This window comes from Streptomyces thermocarboxydus, assembly GCF_024760485.1.
GTDB classification, from domain to species: Bacteria; Actinomycetota; Actinomycetes; order Streptomycetales; family Streptomycetaceae; genus Streptomyces; species Streptomyces cellulosae.
Genome location: NZ_CP058273.1, coordinates 1,944,663 through 1,963,680 on the forward strand (window position 1 = coordinate 1,944,663; position 19,018 = coordinate 1,963,680).

The window sequence follows — 19,018 nt, forward strand, 5'->3', positions numbered from 1 at the left end:
CACCTGGGCAATGGACGGGAAATCGCCTGTTGACAAGCTGCGGGGCATCGACGGCGGCGCCCCAGTGCCGCAGCGCCGCAGGCATCCGCACCAAGCGCCCAGACCCACCCCGAAGGATGTGGACCGTGAGCTTCAAGGCCGAGTACATCTGGATCGACGGCACCGAGCCGACCGCCAAGCTGCGTTCCAAGACGAAGATCCTGGGCGACGACGCGAAGGGCGCCGAGCTGCCGATCTGGGGCTTCGACGGGTCCTCCACCAACCAGGCCAAGGGTCACGCCTCCGACTGCGTGCTCAAGCCGGTCTTCGTCTGTCCGGACCCGATCCGCGGCGGTGACGACGTCCTGGTGCTGTGCGAGGTCCTGAACACGGACATGACGCCGCACGAGTCCAACACCCGCGCCGCCCTGGCCGAGGTCGCCGAGAAGTTCGCCGCGCAGGAGCCGGTCTTCGGCATCGAGCAGGAGTACACCTTCTTCAAGGACGCCTACCCGCTGGGCTTCCCCAAGGGCGGCTTCCCGGCCCCGCAGGGCGGCTACTACTGCGGCGTCGGCTCCGACGAGATCTTCGGCCGTGACGTCGTCGAGGCGCACCTGGAGAACTGCCTGAAGGCGGGCCTGGGCATCTCCGGCATCAACGCCGAGGTCATGCCCGGCCAGTGGGAGTTCCAGGTCGGCCCGCTGTCCCCGCTGGAGGTCTCCGACCAGCTGTGGGTGGCCCGCTGGCTGCTCTACCGCACCGCCGAGGACTTCGGCGTCGCCGCCACCCTCGACCCCAAGCCGGTCAAGGGCGACTGGAACGGCGCCGGCGCGCACACCAACTTCTCCACCAAGGCGATGCGCGAGTCCTACGACGCGATCATCACCGCGTGCGAGTCCCTCGGTGAGGGCTCCAAGCCGCTGGACCACGTCAAGAACTACGGCGCCGGCATCGACGACCGCCTCACCGGCCTGCACGAGACCGCCCCGTGGAACGAGTACTCCTACGGCGTCTCCGACCGCGGCGCCTCGGTCCGCATCCCGTGGCAGGTCGAGAAGGACGGCAAGGGCTACATCGAGGACCGCCGCCCCAACGCCAACGTCGACCCGTACGTGGTGACCCGTCTGCTGGTCGACACCTGCTGCACCGCGCTGGAGAAGGCCGGCCAGGTCTGATCCGCACCGCACGACTCCCGAGGGGCGCCCGCCGGACGGTGGGCGCCCCTCGCGCCGTCTGCTTCAATGGACCCATGGCCGGCTTCCGCACCCACCACGCGACGGGTCGACGTGACCTGGAGCCGTTCTGGCCTTCCCGTCAGCACCACGACTTCGACCGGGAGTGTTGTCGCGCGACGAACGCGCCGGCCCTGTAACGCCCGGAGAATCTCCCGGCCTTCGGCCGCCGCGCACCGTGTACGTCCCTCGACGAACCCTTCGCGCGAAAGAGCTGACGTCCCATGGCGACCACCCCTTCCCTCTCCTTTCCCGTTCCCTCCGCCGGTGCCCAGCTGCGTGCCGTCGACCGGGACGACGTGGCGGCCGTCGCACAACTCCTCCCGCCCGGCGCGACCTTGCTGCCCGCCCCGCCGGACGCCGTGCCCGTGCTGCCCGGCCGCCCGCCGATGGTGGGCTACCTGGTGCTGGTCCCCGCCGACCGGCAGCCGCCCTTCCCGCAGGCCGCGCCCGCGCCGGCCGGCGCGGCCGAGGATGCCGGCACGCTGATCCGCGTCGACCCGGTGCGTCGCACCGCCGAGGCCGACAGCCGCCAGCTGGACCTGACGTACCTGGAGTTCGAGCTGCTCGCGCATCTCGTGGCGCACCCGGACCGGGTCCACACCCGGGACCGTCTGGTGTCCACGGTGTGGGGCTACGGCCACGTCGGCGACGGCCGCACCGTCGACGTCCACATCGCCCGGCTGCGCCGCAAGCTCGGCCCGGAGTTCCGCGACGCCATCCGCACCGTGCGCCGCGTCGGCTACAAGTACGTGCCGCCCGTGCGGCGCTGAACGCGGCCCGGTCTGCCGACAGCAGAGCGCCCTTCCCCCGTGCCGCCCGGCGCGGCAGAGTCCCCGTATGAGACTTCTGGTGCTGGGTGGTACGGAGTTCGCGGGCCGGGCGGTCGTCGAGGCGGCCCTCGCGCGGGGCTGGGAGGTGACCGTCTTCCACCGGGGACGGCACGCGGCGCCGGACGGCGTGCGCCGGCTGCTGGGCGACCGCACCGCGGTGGACGGGCTCGCGGCGCTCGACGACGACCCGGGCGCCTGGGACGTCGTCGTCGACACCTGGTCGTCCGCCCCGCGCGCGGTGCGGGACACGGCGCGGCTGCTGCGGGACCGCGCCGGGCGGTACGTGTACGTGTCGACCCGCTCGGTGTACGCGTGGGCGCCGCCCGCCGGGTACGGCGAGGACGCGCCCGTGGTGGAGGGCGCCTCCCCCGACGCGGGGCCGACGGACTACGCGCGAGACAAGCGGGGCGGGGAGCTGGCCGTGGAGGAGGCGTTCGGCGCGGACCGTTCGCTGCTGGTGCGGTCCGGGCTGCTGCTCGGGCCGTACGAGAACGTGGGCCGGCTGCCCTGGTGGCTGAACCGCACGGCGCGCGGCGGCCCGGTGCTCGCCCCCGGCCCGCGGGACCTGCCCCTGCAGTACGTCGACGTCCGCGACCAGGCGGAGTGGATCCTCGACGCGGCCGAGCAGGGTCTCGGCGGGCCGTACAACCTCACCTCGCCGTCGGGCCACGCCACCATGGGCGAGCTCCTCGAGGCCTGCGTGCGGGTGACCGGGGGTCCGGCCGAGCTGCGGTGGACGGCGCCCGAGGTGATCCTCGACACCGGGGTGGAGCCGTGGACCGAACTCCCGGTGTGGGTGCCGCCGCACACCGACCTGCACGACACCCTGCACACGGCGGACGTCTCCCGGGCGGTCGCCACCGGGCTGCGCTGCCGTCCGGTCGCGGAGACCGTCGCCGACACCTGGGCGTGGCTGCGGGAGATCGGCGGCACGGCCCCGCAGCGCCCGGACCGCACGTCCAAGGGGCTGGACCCGGAGACCGAGGCGAAGGTGCTGGCCGCGGCCCAGGGGGTGTAGGTGGCCCCACCCCCGGGCCGGGGGCCGGGCCCAGTGTGCGGGCGGCCGGTGACGGCGAGACTGGGCCCATGACGACCGGGACGGACGGACACGGCGGGGCGGGCGCGGCGCGGGGCTTCCCGCTCGCGGCGGTACGAGGCCTCGCGCTGGCGCTGGTGTCGCTGCCGGGCGCGGTGGTGTGCTTCGTGACGGCCGTGGTGTCGATCGGCCTGATCCCCGTCGGCGTCGGCGTCGTCACCACCCCGTACGTGCTGAGGGGCGTGCGGGCGTTCGCGGATCTGCGGAGGGTGCTGGCGGCCGAGTGGGCCGGGGTACGCATCCCGCGCGCGTACAGGCCGCTGCCGAAGGACGCGAACCCGTGGGGGCGGACGTTCGGGATGCTGGGCGATCCGGCGACCTGGCGGGACCTGCTGTGGCTGCTCGTCGACATGACGGCCGGGTTCGTCACCGCGGTGCTGACGGCCGCCCTGCTCGCCTACCCGCTGGAGGGGCTCGCGGTGGCGGCCGGGCTGTGGCGGGTGCTGCCGGACCCGTGGTGGTACGGCTTCGTGCCGGTGTCCGGGCAGCTGACCGCGCTGGCCGCCGGAGCACTCGCCCTCGCGCTGCTCGTGGCCGGCCACTTCACCGCCGTACGGGTGCTGCGCGCGCACTTCCTGCTCGCCCGGGCCGTGCTGGCGCCGGGCGGGAGCGAGCTGGCCGAACGGGTGCGGGTGCTGACCGAGACCCGGCGGGACGCGGTGGACGCGTCCGCCGCCGAACTGCGCCGCATCGAACGGGACCTGCACGACGGGGCGCAGGCGCGTCTGGTCGCCGTCGGCATGGACCTGGGGACGGTCGAGGCGCTCATCGAGCGGGACCCGGAGCGGGCGCGGGAGCTGCTGGCGCGGGCCCGGCGGTCCTCCGCGGAGGCGCTGACCGAGCTGCGGGAGCTGGTGCGGGGCATCCATCCGCCGGTGCTGGCCGAGCGGGGGCTCGGGGACGCGGTGCGGGCGCTGGCGCTGCGGCTGCCGGTGGCCACGGAGGTGAACGTGTCGCTGCCCGGGCGGGCCGACGCGCCCGTGGAGTCGGCCGCGTACTTCGCCGTGAGCGAGGTGCTCGCCAACGCGGTGAAACACTCCGGCGCGGACCGGATCTGGGTGGACGCGCACCACGCGGAGGGCCGGCTGCGGGTCACCGTCACGGACAACGGGCGGGGCGGCGCGGTGGTCGGGGCCGGTTCGGGTCTGGCCGGTGTGGAGCGCAGGCTCGGTACATTCGACGGGGTCCTGGCCGTCAGCAGTCCCACGGGCGGCCCCACCCTGGTCACCGTGGAGATCCCGTGCGCGTTGTCCTAGCCGAAGACCTCTTCCTGCTGCGCGACGGACTCGTCCGGCTGCTCGAGGCGCACGGCTTCGAGATCGCGGCGGCGGTGGCGTCCGGGCCGGAGCTGAGCCGGGCGCTGGCCGAGGAGGAGCCGGACGTGGCGGTGGTCGACGTGCGGCTGCCGCCGACGCAGACCGACGAAGGGCTGCAGTGCGCGCTGGAGGCCCGGCGCCGGCGGCCCGGGCTGCCGGTGCTGGTCCTGTCCCAGCACGTGGAGCAGCTGTACGCGCGGGAGCTGCTGGCGGACGGGGCCGGCGGGGTGGGCTATCTGCTGAAGGACCGGGTGTTCGACGCGGAGCAGTTCACGGACGCGGTGCGGCGGGTGGCGGCGGGCGGCACGGCGATGGACCCGCAGGTGATCCAGCAGCTGCTGGCGCGGCGGTCGGCCGAGGACCGGCCGCTGGAGCGGCTCACGCCCCGGGAGCGGGAGGTGCTGGAGCTGATGGCGCAGGGGCGGACGAACGCGGCCATCGCGAGCCGGCTGGTGGTGACGGAACGGGCCGTCGCCAAGCACACCGCGAACATCTTCGCGAAACTGGGCCTGGAGGTGTCGGACGACGACAACCGCCGCGTGCTGGCGGTTCTCGCGTATCTCGACCACGGCCGGTGAAACCGGACGCCGGGATGCACGCCGGGTGGGGGATCGACAACTCCCGGTATCTGCAAGTCTGTTGAAACCTGCGGAACGGCACTGCCTTCGTACCGATTCCTGTGACGGGTGAACACCCGTGGGGCGGAGCGCGTACTCATGGGCGCCGCTTCCCCTCACGGGCGCCTCGATGCCCCGCAAGGGATGCCCCGCAAGGAAGTCAGAGGAGTTCCATGGGACGCAACACGAGAAAACGCCGTACACCGCTGGCCACCAAGGTGATAGCCGGGGCGGCGGCCCTGGCGATCGGTGGGGGCGGTCTGGTCTGGGCCAACTTCTACGCCTCGGCGCACGAGAAGAACGGCGGGCACAACACCACCAGGTCGGGGCAGGTCCGGGTCGCCACGATCAACTGTCCTGACGTCGGCCAGAAGCTGAACAGGGTGCCCCGCAAGGCCCGCTGGGGCGTCGCGCGGGAACTGGCGAACCTCGACCGCCAGATCACCGAGGCGTACGCGCGCCTCGCCGAGACGCGCCAGGCGCAGGAGGGCGACGCGAACTACGTCGACAACGCCATCCTCGGCCCGCTGAAGGACAAGCGCGCGGCCACCCTGGACCGCATCAACGTCAGCATCAAGCGGGCCGGCGGCCAGGGGCGTGACTTCGGCCGGTTCGCCCGCTGCCAGGGCGTGCCCGCGGAGCAGCCGCCCGGCAACGGTGACGGCGGTCAGGGCGACGGCCAGGACGGCGGCGGTCAGGACGGCGGCGGCCAGAACGACGGCGGCGGTCAGGACGGCGGCCAGGGCAACGGGCAGCCGCCCGCCGACAACGGCAACGGCGCCGCGGGCCCGTTCGCCGAGGACTTCGTCGACATCAACGACGTCCAGCCGAACAGCCGCGACCTGCAGAACGGCCTCGCCGCGAACGGAGACACCGGCTCCACCGGATCGTTCACCACCAAGTGCGGTGTGAACGAGAACAACCTGTTCAACAGCGACAACATCATCGTCGCCCCCGGTGTCGACAACGGCGCCCACCACACGCACGACTACGTGGGCAACCAGAGCAACACGGCCTTCGCCAGCGACGACGACCTGAACAACGCCGACACGACCTGCCAGAACCAGGGCGACAAGTCCACCTACTACTGGCCCGTGCTCCGGCTCCAGGACGGCACGCAGGAGTTCGACGCCAACGACCTGGGCGGCGGCGCCGAGGGCAACGTCGGCAAGATCCTCAAGGCGCAGCAGGCGGAGATCAAGTTCGTCGGCAACCGGACGAGCGAGGTCGTCGCGATGCCGAAGTTCCTGCGCATCATCACCGGTGACGCCAAGGCGTTCACCAACGGCCTGGCCAACGCCAACACGTCGTTCAGCTGCACCGGGTTCGAGGACCGCCAGGTCACGGACAAGTACGTGATCTGCCCCGAGGGCAGCCAGGTGGTGCGCACGTCCAACTTCCAGAGCTGCTGGGACGGACAGAACATCGACAGCGCCAACCACCGCGACCACGTGGCCTTCGTCCAGCAGGACGGCAGCTGCCCGGAGGGCTTCCAGGCCATCCCGCAGCTCCAGGTCCGCCTGGTCTACGACGTTCCCGCGCCGACCGTCGAGAACGGTCAGGTGAAGAACCCGTACGCCGTGGACGGTTTCCCGGAGCAGCTGCACAAGCCGATCACGGACCACAACGACTTCATCAACGTCATGGACGAGGACCTGATGAACCAGGTGGTGCAGTGCGTCAACAGCGGCCAGGACTGCGAGTGACGGCGGTCGACGCCGGTTGAGAACGGTCCACGCCCACGGGAAGGGGCCGGAGGCGGGAACCCCCGCCTCCGGCCCCTTCCGTGTGCGGTGCGGCCGGAGGTCAGCCGGAGTGGCCGTGACCGCCGCCGTCGTGGGAGGCCCCGCCGTGCTGGGTGCCCTCCTCCAGGTCCCCGCCGAGGGTGCCGCGCAGTTCCTGGACCGTCTCGGCCCCGCCTACGGCCACCCACTTGCGGCCCACCAGGTAGTGGCCGCCGTAGTCCTTGGCCGTGTCGAGCCACTCGGCCTGGCCCCGGTCGGTGGAGAAGGTGGCGAGGACGAACTTCTCGCCGCCTTTCTTGCACAGCGCCTGCCGGATGGTGTCGGCGTCGGTCTGCATGTCGGGGTCGCACTTCACCTCGGCCGCCAGCTTCTCCAGGCTGCCGGTGGCGGTGGGCGGCACCTCGTGCCCCCCGTGCCCCTCGTGGCCGCCGGACCCGCAGCCCGCGAGCGCCAGGGCCGCCACCGCGCAGGTCAGCGCGAGCTTCGGTCGGGTCACCCTCATGTGTTCCTCCGGTTCTGACGGCGACATCGTGGGGCGGCGACATGCCGCGCGGAGCCCCGGCGCGGGGCCCTCGCCCTTCGATACGGCTGCGGCGCGCCCGGCGCTCAATCGCCGCACAGCGTCCGCGCTCCCGGTGGCCGGAAGGGCGCGGGTGCCAGGTGACCAACGGCGGATTCGCTCGTTCTGCTGGACGTGCAGTCACAGGATGCCGCCGCCCAGTCCCCCGCGCCCTCCTCCACGGCCGGTCCGGCCGTGGACGTCGAACAGGCCGAGGCCGCGCTCGTCGAGCACTATCCGCGGCTCGTGCGGCTCGCCTATGTGGTGCTGCCGTCCCGTATGAGCCGCACCCGGCGGGTGCTCACCGCGCACGCGCTGGTCCAGCGGGCACTGCCCCGGGGCCGGGCCGACGCGCCGCTGATCCCCGCGCAGAGCGCCGGCCGGGACGGCGACCCCGGGTACGCGCTGGTGCGGCTGCACGTGGTGCGGTCGGCGCTGGAGGCGGGTCTGCCGCTGCGCCGCCGGGGCCTGCCGAAGCGGGCCCAGCTGCCGCCGCTGCTGCCGCAGGTGTGGGGCCTGCAGGTGTTCCCACGGCCGGGCGGCGCCGAGGAACTGGCGCTGGACCAGCGGCTGTCGGCGCTGTCCGGTCCCGCGCGTGCCGCGCACGCGCTGCGCGGTCTTGAGCTGCTGCCGGACGCCGACGTGCGCCGGGTGCTGGACGACGCGGGCGTCGCCGACCCGGACGCCGCGCTGGCGGAGGCCGACTCCGTCCCGGATCCGTACCGGCTGCTGGAGTCGCCCGAGTTCGACCCCTGTGCGCTGCAGGCCCGGCCGACGGACCTGCTGCGCCGCCGCCGGCATCTGAAGGCCACGCTGGTCGGGGCGGCGGCGCTGGCGGTGTGCGGGGCGCTGCTGTCGCTGCCCGGGGACGGCTGGGGCGCCGACGGCCCGGCCGCTCCCCCGTACGCGCGCAATGCGGCCGCGCAGGCCGCGCTGGACCCGGCGAAGCTGACGCGGGCGCCGGCGTCGGCGTGGCAGACGTCGGCTCGTACGGACTTCTCGGTGTGGCCGGCGCGGGGGACGCTCACCGGCGACCGGGCGCTGCTGCGCCGCGCGCTCGCCGTGTGGGCGCGGCCGGGTGAGGGCGTCACGGCGTCGGCGACCCCGGGCACCCCCTCGGGCGGGCCCGCCGGACCGCCCCAGCTGCTGTACGCGGGCACGGTGGACGCCGCACGCGTGGTGATCCTGTACGACGGCTGGCGTCTCGCCCGGTACGCCGAGCCGGAGCAGGGGGAACGGGGCGCGGTCCTGGACCTGGCGCGGGTCGACGGCGCCGGGCGGGCCGGTGCGAGCGCGGTGGTGCTGAGCCGCTCGGACGGCAACGTCCGCTTCTTGCTGGCCCCGTGGGTGCGCGAGGCGGGCGAGCGGGATCTGCGCGATCCGGACGAGGGTGCGAAGGAGCTGCCCCTGCAGGACGGGGTGACCGGGCCGTTCCTCTCCGGGCAGGGGCGGGAGCCGTGCACGGCGTGGAACGCGCTGGAGCTGACCGACGGCACGGACACCCGGCTCTTCACCGACCTGGGCGAGCTGGTCCCGGCGCGGCTGACCACCGGCCGTCCGGGCGAGGTGAAGGACGTGTCCGGTGCGAAGGCACGGCACCTCTGGGAGCCGTACGCCTGCTCGCTCGCGGTGATGCGGTCGGCGGGCGTGCGCAGCGTGAACGCCTGGGCGTACGCGGAGCAGCCGCTGCCCGGCACCGACGAAGAGGCCGAGTGGCTGTGCACGCGCGGGGAGACCTGGCGGGGCACCGGGGCGCGGGTGCTGGCGCAGTTCCGTTCGCCGGGCGCGCGGTACGGGGCGGTGGCGGCGCGCGCGGAGAACGTGCCCGCCTGCGGGAAACGGCAACCGGACGTGCTGGCGGGCGTGTTGTGGAAGTCCGCCGACGGCACCTGGCACCTGCTCGCGGCCGGCAGCGACGGGGTGACGTCCGTGGAGGCGACCGGCGACGTCGAGGGCAAGGCGAAGGACCGGATGCTGTCGGTACGCGCGGAAAAGGGTGCGCGGGCCGACCTCAAGGGCACACTTGAGGACGGGGGGTCGGTCGGCGGGCTGCGGTGATCCGGGGGAACACCGGTGCCGGCTCCGGCCCGTGGGAGGCCGGAATCGATCGGTAAGGTGTTCGTATGAGTACCGGGGTACGCCGGAGGATGGGAGTCGAGGAGCGCCGGCAGCAGTTGATCGGCGTGGCTCTCGAACTGTTCAGCAAGCATTCCCCGGACGAGGTCTCGATCGACGAGATAGCGTCCCGCGCGGGCATCTCGCGCCCGCTCGTCTACCACTACTTCCCCGGCAAACTGAGCCTGTACGAGGCCGCGTTGAGGCGGGCGGCGGAGGACCTGTCGTCCCGGTTCGCCGAGCCGCACGAGGGCCCGCTGGGGTCGCGGCTGCGGCGGGTGATGGCGCGCTTCTTCGACTTCGTGGAGGAACACGGCCCCGGCTTCTCCGCCCTGATGCGCGGCGGCCCCGCCGTGGGCTCCTCCACCACCAACGCGCTGGTGGACTCGGTGCGTCAGGCCGCGTACGAGCAGATGCTGGCGCACATGGGCGTGGTGGGCCCGGCGCCCGTCCGGCTCGAACTGGTGGTGCGCTCGTGGATCTCGCTGGTGGAGTCGACGGCGCTGATCTGGCTGGACGGGCGGCGGGTGCCGCGCGAGGAGCTGGAGACCAAGCTGGTCCAGGACTTCGCGGCCCTGGCCGCGGTCGCCGCGGCACGCGACGAGGAACTCGCCACGCTGCTGCGCGGCCTGCTGAAACAGGAACCGGGCGACGGCCCGTTCACCGACCTCGCCGCGCGGATGATCTCGCTGGCGCAGGAGTGAGCGCGGTGACCACGTGGGGCCTGGTCGTGGAGACGACCGTGGGCACCGGGGAGCGCAAGCACACGGAGGCCACGGTGGTGGCGCACGTGGAGGGGAGCCGGGAGGAGGCGCTCGCGGAGCTGGAGCGGCGGGCGCGGGCGTACGTGCCCGCCCACCCCTTCAACCACGACCGGCGCCGCCTGCTCAGGGACAACGACGGCTTCCTGCTCGTCGTCGACGGGGCGTGGCGCTCGTTCCTCACCCGGTTCACGGTGGCGGAGCTGCTGGAGGACTCGGCCGCGCCGTGCGAGCCGGAGCCCGTCGTCGAGGAGTCGGCGCCCGCCCCGGAGCCGGCCGAGGAGGGGCCGCCCCCGCCACCTCGCCCGACCCCGGAGCAGCTGGCTCAGCGGGACGAGGACGGCGTGCCGGTGGTGCCGGCGTGGCTGGGCCGCCCCGACCTGTCCTGAGGGGCTACTCCCCCTCGAACTTCCGGTAGGACGGGTCGAGGTCGCGGATCTCGGCCGAGGCGTGCAGCAGCTGGCCGTCGGCCGGCTTCACGTACTGCCGCAGCAGGTCGAGGACCGTCTCCGTGAGGCGTGACTTGGTTTCGTCGGTGCGGCCGGGCAGCAGGGCGATGTGGACGTGGACCAGGGCGTGGCCCTCGGTGTCGGGGCCGACCACCGGGTCCTCGGTGCGCCGGAAGCGGGTCTTGCAGGCGGGCGGTTTCGCCGCCGCGATCTCCACCACGGCGGAGTGCAGGTCCCGCGCGAAGGCGGGCCGGTCGAAACCGTCCGCGAGGTTGTCCGAGTAGTCGACGGTGATCTGCGGCATGGGCCCTCCTGGTCCAGGTCAGGAGGGCCCACACTAGCCGCGGCCACGGTCGGCCGGTCATCCGGTCAGCCGGCGGTGAACACCGCCACCGTGCGGGCCGGCACGGTGAACGTGCCGGTCGCCTTCGCGTAGGACGAGGTCTTCACGACCGGGTCCCCGCCCGCCGCCTGCACCGGGTGCAGCCGGTGGTCCGTCCCGGCGAGCGCGGAGACGCGCTGCTGCTGCCGCTCGGGCGTGGCGTTGAAGACCACGACCAGGTCGCCCAGCTTCATGGTGATGACGCCGGGCGTCTCGTCCTTCCCGGACAGCGGGAACGACAGCCGGGACTGCACCTGCTCGGCCGTGCCGAGGGAGAACGCCTTCTCCGTCGTACGGATCTTCAGCAGGTCCCGGTAGGCGGCCGAGGCGCCCTCGATCTGCGGGCAGCCCACCGTGACGGAGCCGAGCAGCGGCTTGGCGTACGGCCACTTGTCCTTGTTGTCGGCGGCCGGCGGCAGACCCCGGCCCATGCCGTTGCCGTCCGCGCAGTTCCAGTGGATGGCGTTGAACCAGTCGCCGCTGTCGAAGGAGTTGCGGTCCAGGGACTTGGAGCGCAGCAGGTCGGTGCCCGCCTGGGAGAGCGCCGGGCCCTGGGAGAGGGCGGCGGTCGCCATGGCGAGGACCTGCATGCGCGCGCGGTCCGCGGCCGGGGTGTCCTTCGGCAGCTTGAAGGCGAGCGCGTCGAACAGCGACTCGTTGTCGTGCGCGTCCGCGTAGGCGAGGGCGTCGCCGGGGGCGGCCGCGTATCCGGCCGGGGCGCCGTTGTAGTCGACCTGGGAGCCCTTGACCTGCTTGCCGCTGGTGTCGGTGAACGTGTAGTCGGCGAGGTTGCCGCTCAGGCCCACCTTGATGAGGTCCTGGTAGTGCAGCAGCCGTGCCTTCTGCTCGGCCGGGGTGCCGTTGGCGGCCGAGGAGTTGGGGTCGGTGTAGAGGCCGGAGGCGAAGCCCTGCACGCCGGGGTCCTCGTCGAAGGGGCCGCCGCCGCGCACGGCGTCACGGGCCCGGTCGGAGAAGGTGGCGATGCCGGTGCCGGCCATGTTCTTCTGCGTGGCCTGCACGAAGCGGGCGTCGTCGGCGATCTCGCCGAAGTTCCAGCCCTCGCCGTACAGGATGATCTTCTTGCCGTCGACGCCGTCCTTCTTCGGCGTGAGGGCGTCGAGGGCCTTGCGGACGGCGAGGATGTTCTCCTTCGGGTGGTGGCCCATGAGGTCGAAGCGGAACCCGTCGACCTTGTACTCCTTGGCCCAGGTGACGACCGAGTCGACGACCAGCTTGCCCATCATGGCGTTCTCGGGCGCCGTGTTGGAGCAGCAGGTGCTGTTGGCGACGGAGCCGTCGGCGAGCAGCCGCTGGTAGTAGCCGGGGACGATCCGGTCGAGGACGGAGGTCTTCGCCTGGCCGTGGGCGGCGGTGTGGTTGTAGACCACGTCCATCACCACGCGCAGGCCGTCCTCGTTGAGCGCCTTGACCATCTTCCGGAACTCGACCGTGCGGGCCGTGCCGTCCGGGTCGGTGGCGTAGGAGCCCTCGGGGACCGTGTAGTGGTACGGGTCGTAGCCCCAGTTGTAGGCGTCCTTGGCCGCCACCTTGGCGACGCACTCCTGCTGCTTGTCGGAGCCGGCCGGGTAGGAGGCGAGGTCGCAGTCGACGGTCGCCTGCTCGGACTTCTTCTCCGGGATGGTGGCGATGTCGAACGCGGGCAGCAGGTGCACGTACGAGGTGCCGGCCTGCGCCAGCTTCCGCAGGTGCCTGCTGCCGTCGCTGTCCTTGTCGGTGAACGCCAGGTAGGTGCCCGGGTGCTCGGCCGTGCGGTCCTCGACGGAGAAGTCGCGGATGTGCAGCTCCTGGATCTGCGCGTCCTTCAGCGGCACCGCCTTGGGCTTGGTGTAGCTGTCCCAGCCGCGCGGCCGGAGGGACCGGTCGGCCAGGTCGACGACGAGGCTGCGCTCGGAGTCGGTGGTCAGGGCGGTCGCGTACGGGTCGGTGACCTTGTTGGTGACGACCTCGCCGGCGGCGGGCGCCCACACGGTCACCGCGTACCGGTACTCCTTGCCCTTCCAGGAGGCGGGGCCGGTGACGGACCAGACGCCGGTGGCGTCGTCGCGGCGCATGGCGACCGTACGGCCGCCGATCTCCAGGGCGGCCTTCCGGGCGGTCGGCGCCCACACGGACAGGGTGGGCCGGTTGTTGTGGAACACCGGGCCGAGCCGCGCCTTCGTGGCGCCGGAGGCGTACAGGTCGTCGAGGACGCCGGCGATCTGCACGCCGGTGGCGGCGAGCACCGCGCCGTTGGCCGCGCGCTGGGTGGCGACGACCTGGCCGCGCAGGGCCTCACGCACCTGGTCACGGTCACGCGGGTCGACGGTCCAGGCGGTGCCCTTGGCGAGGTGGGGGAACTGCGCCTTCTGCGCGTCGGTGAGCGCCGACTTCGTCAGGCGGATCCAGCGGGCGTCGCCGGTGTCCAGCTTCCCGTCCTTCACCGCGACCGAGCCGGTGCGGGAGGCGAGGAGCTGGGTGGAGGCGGCCGCGGCGGAGCCGTCCCAGACGAGGGTGGAGCGGTCGATCCAGACCGCCTTGGAGGTGGTCAGGTCGAGGGCGGCCGCGGACCCGGCGGGCTGCGGCAGCAGGTACTTCTCCTGCCCGCTCACCAGCCACACCTCGTGACCGTTGGCCTTGAGGTCAAGCGACTGGTCGGTCGGGAGGTCCTTCTCGTCGCCCTTGTGGAGGATGTAGCTGAGGCTGGTCGCACCCTCGGCGAGCGGCACCTCGAACACAGCGCCATACGCGTCAGTCTTCACCGGCTCCAGCGGCTTCGACCAGTCGGTGGGGTTCGCGGCGCCGGTCCAGGTGTGCAGGCCCCAGCCGTCGTACTTCCCTCCCCCAGAGCCGAAAGCCTGGGAGGTACCCCCAGCGCGGTGGTAGTGCAGGACGGCCTTGGTGGTGTCCTGCGCCGGGTACTCGGGCCGCTCGGTGGTGACGGTCTCGTCGCCCTGCTTGATCCAGATCTCGCCGGTGCGGGTGACGTCGATGGTGCGGTCGGTCGCGACGTCCTTGTTGCCGTCCTTGTCGACGACGAGGAAGCCGACGTCGGAGGCGCCCGGCTTCAGCTTGACCCAGGCGAAGGCGCCGTAGGCGTCACGGCCGGTGAAGGCGTGGCCCGTCGGCCACTCGGTGGCCTCGCCGTCCGCCAGGTCGCCCCAGGCGTACAGGCTCCAGTCCGCGTAGTCGCCGTCGGGGCGCTGGTAGTGGACGATCGCGTAGTCACGGGAGGCGGCGGCGGGCTCCTCCTCGGCGGGCGGGGTGCCGGTCGTGGAGGCGGCCAGGGCGCTCGCGGTGCGGCCGGCCGAGTCGATCACGACGGCCTTGTAGCGCAGGGCGGTGCCGGCGGGCACGTCCTCGCCGATGGTGTGGGTGACCTTGTAGGGGGCGTGGTCGGCGGAGCCGAGCGTCCGCCAGGTGCCGTTGCCGGTCTGGGCGGCGAAGACGACCCGGTTGAGCCGGCCGCCCTGGACGTCGGCGGTGACCTCGACGGTGCCGGTGGCGCCCGCCTCGGGGGCCCTCAGGGTGAGCGTGGGCTTCGCCTCGGGCTCGGCGAGCGGGGCGGCGGCCTTCAGGACGATCGCGGAGCGGGCCGGGACGGAGACGGTGATCTTCTTGTCGGCGTCGCTGCGCACGGTCGCGTCGGTGCCGTGGATGCCCTTGAAGGTCATCCCCGCGGAGCCGGTCGCGAAGGTGGCCCGCTTGGTCTCCGGGGCGTTGTTGAAGGCGACGACGTACTCGGTGGTGTCCTTGCCGGTCGCGGTGCGCGAGAAGGCGTAGACGCCGGGGCCGTCGTCGGCGTACCGCTCCTGCTGGACGCCGTCGGTCAGCGCCGGGTGGGCCTTGCGGAGCTCGGCGAGGGCGCTGATCTGCCGGTAGAGCGGGGAGCGGGTGTCGTAGGTGTCCTCGGCGTGGGTGCGGTCGGTGCCGATCAGGTCGTCGTCGAGGTAGTCGGCGGTTCGGGACGCGAAGAGGGTCTGGCGGGAATCCTTGTCGCCGCCGGCGCCGGTGAAGCCCTGCTCGTCGCCGTAGTAGACGACCGGGTTGCCGCGGCTGAGGAACATCAGCTCGTTGGCGAGCATGTCCCGCCGCAGCAGCTCCGCGTCGGACGCCTCGGGGTTGTCCTGCTTCAGGAACGTCCCGATGCGGCCCATGTCGTGGTTGCCGAGGAAGGTGACCTGCTCGTACGCGTTGGCCTTGTCGGTCGTGTACTTGAAGTCGTCGCCGAAGACCGAGGCGAGCTTTTTCGCGCTGCCGCTCTGGGAGGCGTAGGCGCGGGCCGCCTCCTGGAAGGGGAAGTCGAGGGTGGCGTCGAGCCGGCCCTGCGTGACGTAGGGCGCGGTGACGTTCGTGTCGGAGGAGAACACCTCGCCGAACATGAAGAAGTCGTCCCGGCCGTGCTTCGCCGCGTAGGCGTCGAGCGCGGTGGCCCACTGGGTCCAGAACTCCATGTTGACGTGCTTCACGGTGTCGATCCGGAAGCCGTCGATGTCGAAGTCCCGCACCCACCGCTGGTAGATCTTCTCCATGCCGTCGACGACCTCGGGACGCTCGGTCCACAGGTCGTCGAGGCCGGAGAAGTCGCCGTACTCGGCCGACTCGCCGGCGAAGGTGGAGTCGCCGCGGTTGTGGTACATCGACGTGTCGTTGAGCCAGGACGGCACCTTGAGGCGCTTCTTCGCCGCGGGCACCACGGGGGTGCGCGGGAAGGTTCCGGCGTCCACGCGCGGGAACGCCTTCTTCCCGTCGGCGTAGTCGGAGTCGTCGAAGGGCACGCCGTCCTGCGTCAGGTACGGGAAGGCGCCCTTGGAGAGGTAGTCGTAGGACTTCTCCTCGTAGTCGACGACGTCGGCGGTGTGGTTGGTGATGACGTCGAAGAAGACCTTCATGCCCTTGGCGTGGGCCTTGTCGACGAGGGTCTCGAGGTCCTGGTTGGTGCCGAAGTGCGGGTCGACCTGGGTGAAGTCGGTGATCCAGTACCCGTGGTAGCCGGCCGAGGCGTCCTTGCCGGTGCCCTGCACGGGCTGGTTCTTGAAGATCGGCGCCAGCCAGATCGCGGTGGTGCCGAGCCCCTTGATGTAGTCGAGCTTCTGGGTGAGGCCCTTGAGGTCGCCGCCCTGGTAGAAGCCCTTGTCGGTGGGGTCGTACCCGTGGGTGAGGCGCGAACCGGTCAGTCCGCCGCGGTCGTTCTTGGCGTCCCCGTTGGCGAAACGGTCCGGCAGGACGAAGTAGAACTGCTCCCGCGTCAGGTCGTGGCGCGCCGGGGAGGAGGCGAGCTTCGCGTCCGAGGGGGGCGCGGGCGGGGTGGCGGCTCGGGCGGCGACCGGCTGCACGAGTGCCGCGGCGAGCGCGGCCACCGTGACGGCGGCGACGCGGCGGCCCCGCGCGGTGCGGCGCCCCGGGGGCGCGGGCCATCTGGGTATCAAGGCGTGAACTCCTTGTGCTTACGGCTCATTGGGTCCGACCCCACGCCCCGGCGGACTGTTTCGGCCACATCACCGGAGCGTCGGCGTGACCGTACCGTCGTTGAAAGCCTTACAGCAATAGTCGTGAAAGCGTCGGCAAGAACTTCCAGCGGGAGTTTTCCGGCAGGGGCGGACGAGTCAGGCGGGCAAGGAGGGGAAAAGCGGCGCGCCGCCGGCCTCCTGTCGCGGAGACCGGCGGCGCGGGGTGCACGCGGGGCGGACCGCCCGTCAGGCGGCCGCGGTGGCGCAGATGTAGTCGTACGGACGGCCGATCGCGATCGTCAGCTTCAGCGGGTCCGTGGTGCCCGAGGGGCACTCGGCCTCCGTCTTGGTCAGGCCGAGGAGCTTGTAGTCGGCGGACCCGGCCTGGGCGCAGGCGATCTCCTGGGCGCTCGAGTCGATGCAGTCGCCCTTCACCAGCTGGCCGCCGCCGGCGCCCGCGTCACCGGGGTGGTCGGCGGACAGGTTGCGTCCGCAGACGGTGCTGTTCGGGATGCCGCCGTCGGAGGAGCCGAAGGTGAGGGACACCTGGATGATGATGTCGGTGCCGGCCGGGCACTGGATGGAGTCCGGCAGGATGGCCGCGTCCATGATCTCCAGTGCCTTGAAGGTGGCGCCGGGGTCGTCGCAGTCGAACGCCTGGTAACTGTCGCCGGATCCCTCGGGGTCCGGGCCGCCGCAGTCGCCGGTCTTCCACTCGCCGGACTTCTCGTCCGGCGCCGTGGAGGACGACGAGGACGACGGCAGCGGCGAGGAGGCGGACGAGGAGTCGTCGTCCCTGGAGACGTTGTAGCCGACGATCGCGCCGATCAGGATCAGCGGGACCAGCAGCGCCTTCAGGCGCGCCGCACCGCGCCCGGGCGGGCGTCCGGCGGTGTTGTTGTTGTAAGCCATGCGGATGGCTCCCCCTGCGGCGCGGAAGACGGACGCGTGGAAGGGATCGCGCCGCCTCTCCTCACCCGGCAGGGGCCGGTGCGGACCCCGTGATCACGCTAACGTCCGGCGGCCGCGGAACCGGCCGCCGGACGTCACAGTTGTGCTTCAGCAGGAGCTCTTGCCCGCGTACACGGCGAGGGCGGTGTTGCTGCCGAGGGTCGCGGTGAGCTGACCCGAACTGTTCACCGTCACTGCCTTGTTGCTCTGCACGTCGCAGTACGTGCCCGCCGGGAGGGAGGTCTGGTAGGTGCGGGTCAGGGAGCCGGACTCGTGGTTGACGGCCACGAAGCCCTTGCTGCCCCGGCCGAAGGCGATGGCGTCGCCGCCGTTGTCCCACCAGTTGGTGACGGCCTGGCCGCGGGTGGCGTTGCGGAAGCCGACCATCGACTTGATCTCCGGCCAGTTGTGCTGGCACTTCCAGCCGCTCTGCCAGCAGGCGTCCACGCGGCCGCCGTTGGGCGGTCCGGCGTCGTTGTTGGAGAACTCGTAGCCGGAGTTGATGTCCGGGGCGCCGTAGGGCCAGGCCAGCATGAAGACGTTGGCCAGGGTGTAGGTGGCGTTGTCCTTGTAGCTGAGCGTGGAGCCGTTGCGCTCGGTGTCGTGGTTGTCGACGAAGACGCCGGCGGAGCCGCTGTTCAGATAGCCCCAGCCCTCGCCGTAGTTCTTCAGGTAGGCGAGGTTCTCGTTGTTGAAGACCCGCTTGAGGTCGTAGGCGTAGCGGAACTCCTGGACGTCGCCGGTGCCGGTGTACTCGGTGGGCTGGACGGCCTCGCCGGCGCCGTAGATGACCTCCTGCTTCCAGTACGCGGAGGGGTTGTTCAGGCGGGACTTGATGTTGGCGAGGTCGGCGGCGGCGATGTGCTTGGCCGCGTCGATGCGGAAGCCGTCCACGCCGAGGGAGAGCAGGTCGTTCATGTACCCGGCGATGGCCCCGCGGACGTAGTCCTCACCGGTGTCGAGGTCGGCCAGGCCGACCAGTTCGCAGTTCTGGACGTTCCAGCGGTCGCCGTAGTTGGTGATCTCCGACGTGCAGTTGTCGAAATCGTAGGAGGAGTACAGGCCCGGGTAGTTGTACTTCGTGTACGACGAGCCGCCGGTGCCCGTGCCGCTGCCGGCGGACATGTGGTTGATCACGGTGTCGACGACGACCTTCACGCCGGCCGCGTGACACGTGTCCACCATGTTCTTGAAGGCGGAGCGGTCGCCGAGCCGTCCGGCGATCTTGTAACTGACGGGCTGGTACGAGGTCCACCACTGCGAGCCCTGTATGTGCTCGGCGGGCGGGGAGACCTGCACGTAGCCGTAGCCCGCGGGGCCGAGGGTGGTGGTGCACTCGCGGGCGACCGAGGCGAAGTTCCACTCGAAGAGGACGGCCGTGACGTCCTTCGAGCCGGGCGGGGAGGCCTCTGCCACTGTCGGGGTCATGACAGCCGAGGCGGCCACGAGGGCGGCCATCCCGGCGAGGGTTCTGCGTGCCATGTGAGGTCCTTCTTCATCGAAGGGTGTGGGGAGTACCGGCACAGGTTGGTTGAA

14 protein-coding genes are annotated in these 19,018 nt (G+C 72.1%); 9 read left to right on the plus strand and 5 right to left on the minus strand.

Annotated features, from left to right (window positions below; all coding sequences use genetic code 11):
- Nucleotides 1-125: 125 nt before the first annotated feature.
- The 6 genes from glnII (at nt 126) to AY578_RS09105 (ending at nt 6,779) form a co-directional block, all read left to right on the plus strand.
- Nucleotides 126-1,154, plus strand: a complete 1,029-nt coding sequence (gene glnII, locus AY578_RS09080) for a glutamine synthetase (RefSeq protein WP_019522066.1) — start codon at nt 126-128, stop codon at nt 1,152-1,154.
- A gap of 281 nt (nt 1,155-1,435) precedes the next feature.
- Complete coding sequence (locus tag AY578_RS09085) at nt 1,436-1,984, plus strand: winged helix-turn-helix domain-containing protein (RefSeq protein ID WP_136237807.1); 549 nt, start codon at nt 1,436-1,438, stop codon at nt 1,982-1,984.
- 67 nt (nt 1,985-2,051) lie between these two features.
- Nucleotides 2,052-3,062: an NAD-dependent epimerase/dehydratase family protein gene (locus AY578_RS09090; protein WP_136237808.1), complete on the plus strand. Its 1,011-nt coding sequence runs from the start codon at nt 2,052-2,054 to the stop codon at nt 3,060-3,062.
- Nucleotides 3,063-3,130: 68 nt separating this feature from the next.
- The gene (locus AY578_RS09095) at nt 3,131-4,396 is read left to right on the plus strand and encodes a sensor histidine kinase (protein ID WP_019522069.1); all 1,266 of its coding nucleotides are present in this window, start codon (nt 3,131-3,133) and stop codon (nt 4,394-4,396) included.
- Nucleotides 4,381-5,034 carry a LuxR C-terminal-related transcriptional regulator gene (locus AY578_RS09100; protein ID WP_019522070.1) on the plus strand — a complete coding sequence of 218 codons (654 nt, stop codon included), beginning with the start codon at nt 4,381-4,383 and terminating at the stop codon, nt 5,032-5,034. The genes AY578_RS09095 and AY578_RS09100 overlap by 16 nt, the downstream gene beginning before the upstream one ends.
- Nucleotides 5,035-5,246: 212 nt before the next feature.
- Nucleotides 5,247-6,779, plus strand: a complete 1,533-nt coding sequence (locus AY578_RS09105) for a DUF1996 domain-containing protein (protein ID WP_136237809.1) — start codon at nt 5,247-5,249, stop codon at nt 6,777-6,779.
- Nucleotides 6,780-6,879: 100 nt separating this feature from the next.
- On the opposite strand, the gene AY578_RS09110 is transcribed toward AY578_RS09105, so the two are convergent.
- Complete coding sequence (locus AY578_RS09110) at nt 6,880-7,320, minus strand: hypothetical protein (RefSeq protein ID WP_136237810.1); 441 nt, start codon at nt 7,318-7,320, stop codon at nt 6,880-6,882.
- A gap of 192 nt (nt 7,321-7,512) precedes the next feature.
- Here AY578_RS09110 and AY578_RS09115 point away from each other — a divergent pair, with 192 nt between their 5' ends.
- From AY578_RS09115 to AY578_RS09125, 3 genes are all read left to right on the plus strand, one after another.
- Entirely contained in the window at nt 7,513-9,435 is a 1,923-nt protein-coding gene (locus AY578_RS09115; protein ID WP_258902237.1) for a hypothetical protein, read from the plus strand.
- A gap of 65 nt (nt 9,436-9,500) precedes the next feature.
- A complete protein-coding gene (locus tag AY578_RS09120) occupies nt 9,501-10,196 on the plus strand; it encodes a TetR/AcrR family transcriptional regulator (protein WP_078504468.1) in 696 nt (231 codons plus the stop codon).
- Nucleotides 10,193-10,642, plus strand: a complete 450-nt coding sequence (locus AY578_RS09125; RefSeq protein WP_037778126.1) for a hypothetical protein — start codon at nt 10,193-10,195, stop codon at nt 10,640-10,642. The genes AY578_RS09120 and AY578_RS09125 overlap by 4 nt, the downstream gene beginning before the upstream one ends.
- A gap of 4 nt (nt 10,643-10,646) precedes the next feature.
- Here AY578_RS09125 and AY578_RS09130 read toward each other — a convergent pair whose 3' ends face one another.
- From AY578_RS09130 to AY578_RS09145, 4 genes are all read right to left on the minus strand, one after another.
- Complete coding sequence (locus AY578_RS09130) at nt 10,647-11,006, minus strand: 5-carboxymethyl-2-hydroxymuconate Delta-isomerase (RefSeq protein WP_019522076.1); 360 nt, start codon at nt 11,004-11,006, stop codon at nt 10,647-10,649.
- Nucleotides 11,007-11,071: 65 nt separating this feature from the next.
- A complete protein-coding gene (gene pulA, locus AY578_RS09135; RefSeq protein WP_258902238.1) occupies nt 11,072-16,510 on the minus strand; it encodes a pullulanase-type alpha-1,6-glucosidase in 5,439 nt (1,812 codons plus the stop codon).
- 267 nt (nt 16,511-16,777) lie between these two features.
- The gene (locus tag AY578_RS09140; RefSeq protein WP_258902239.1) at nt 16,778-17,443 is read right to left on the minus strand and encodes a hypothetical protein; all 666 of its coding nucleotides are present in this window, start codon (nt 17,441-17,443) and stop codon (nt 16,778-16,780) included.
- Between the two features lie 147 nt (nt 17,444-17,590).
- Nucleotides 17,591-18,964, minus strand: coding sequence for an alpha-amylase (locus AY578_RS09145; RefSeq protein WP_136237814.1), 1,374 nt, complete (start codon nt 18,962-18,964; stop codon nt 17,591-17,593).
- Nucleotides 18,965-19,018: the final 54 nt, after the last annotated feature.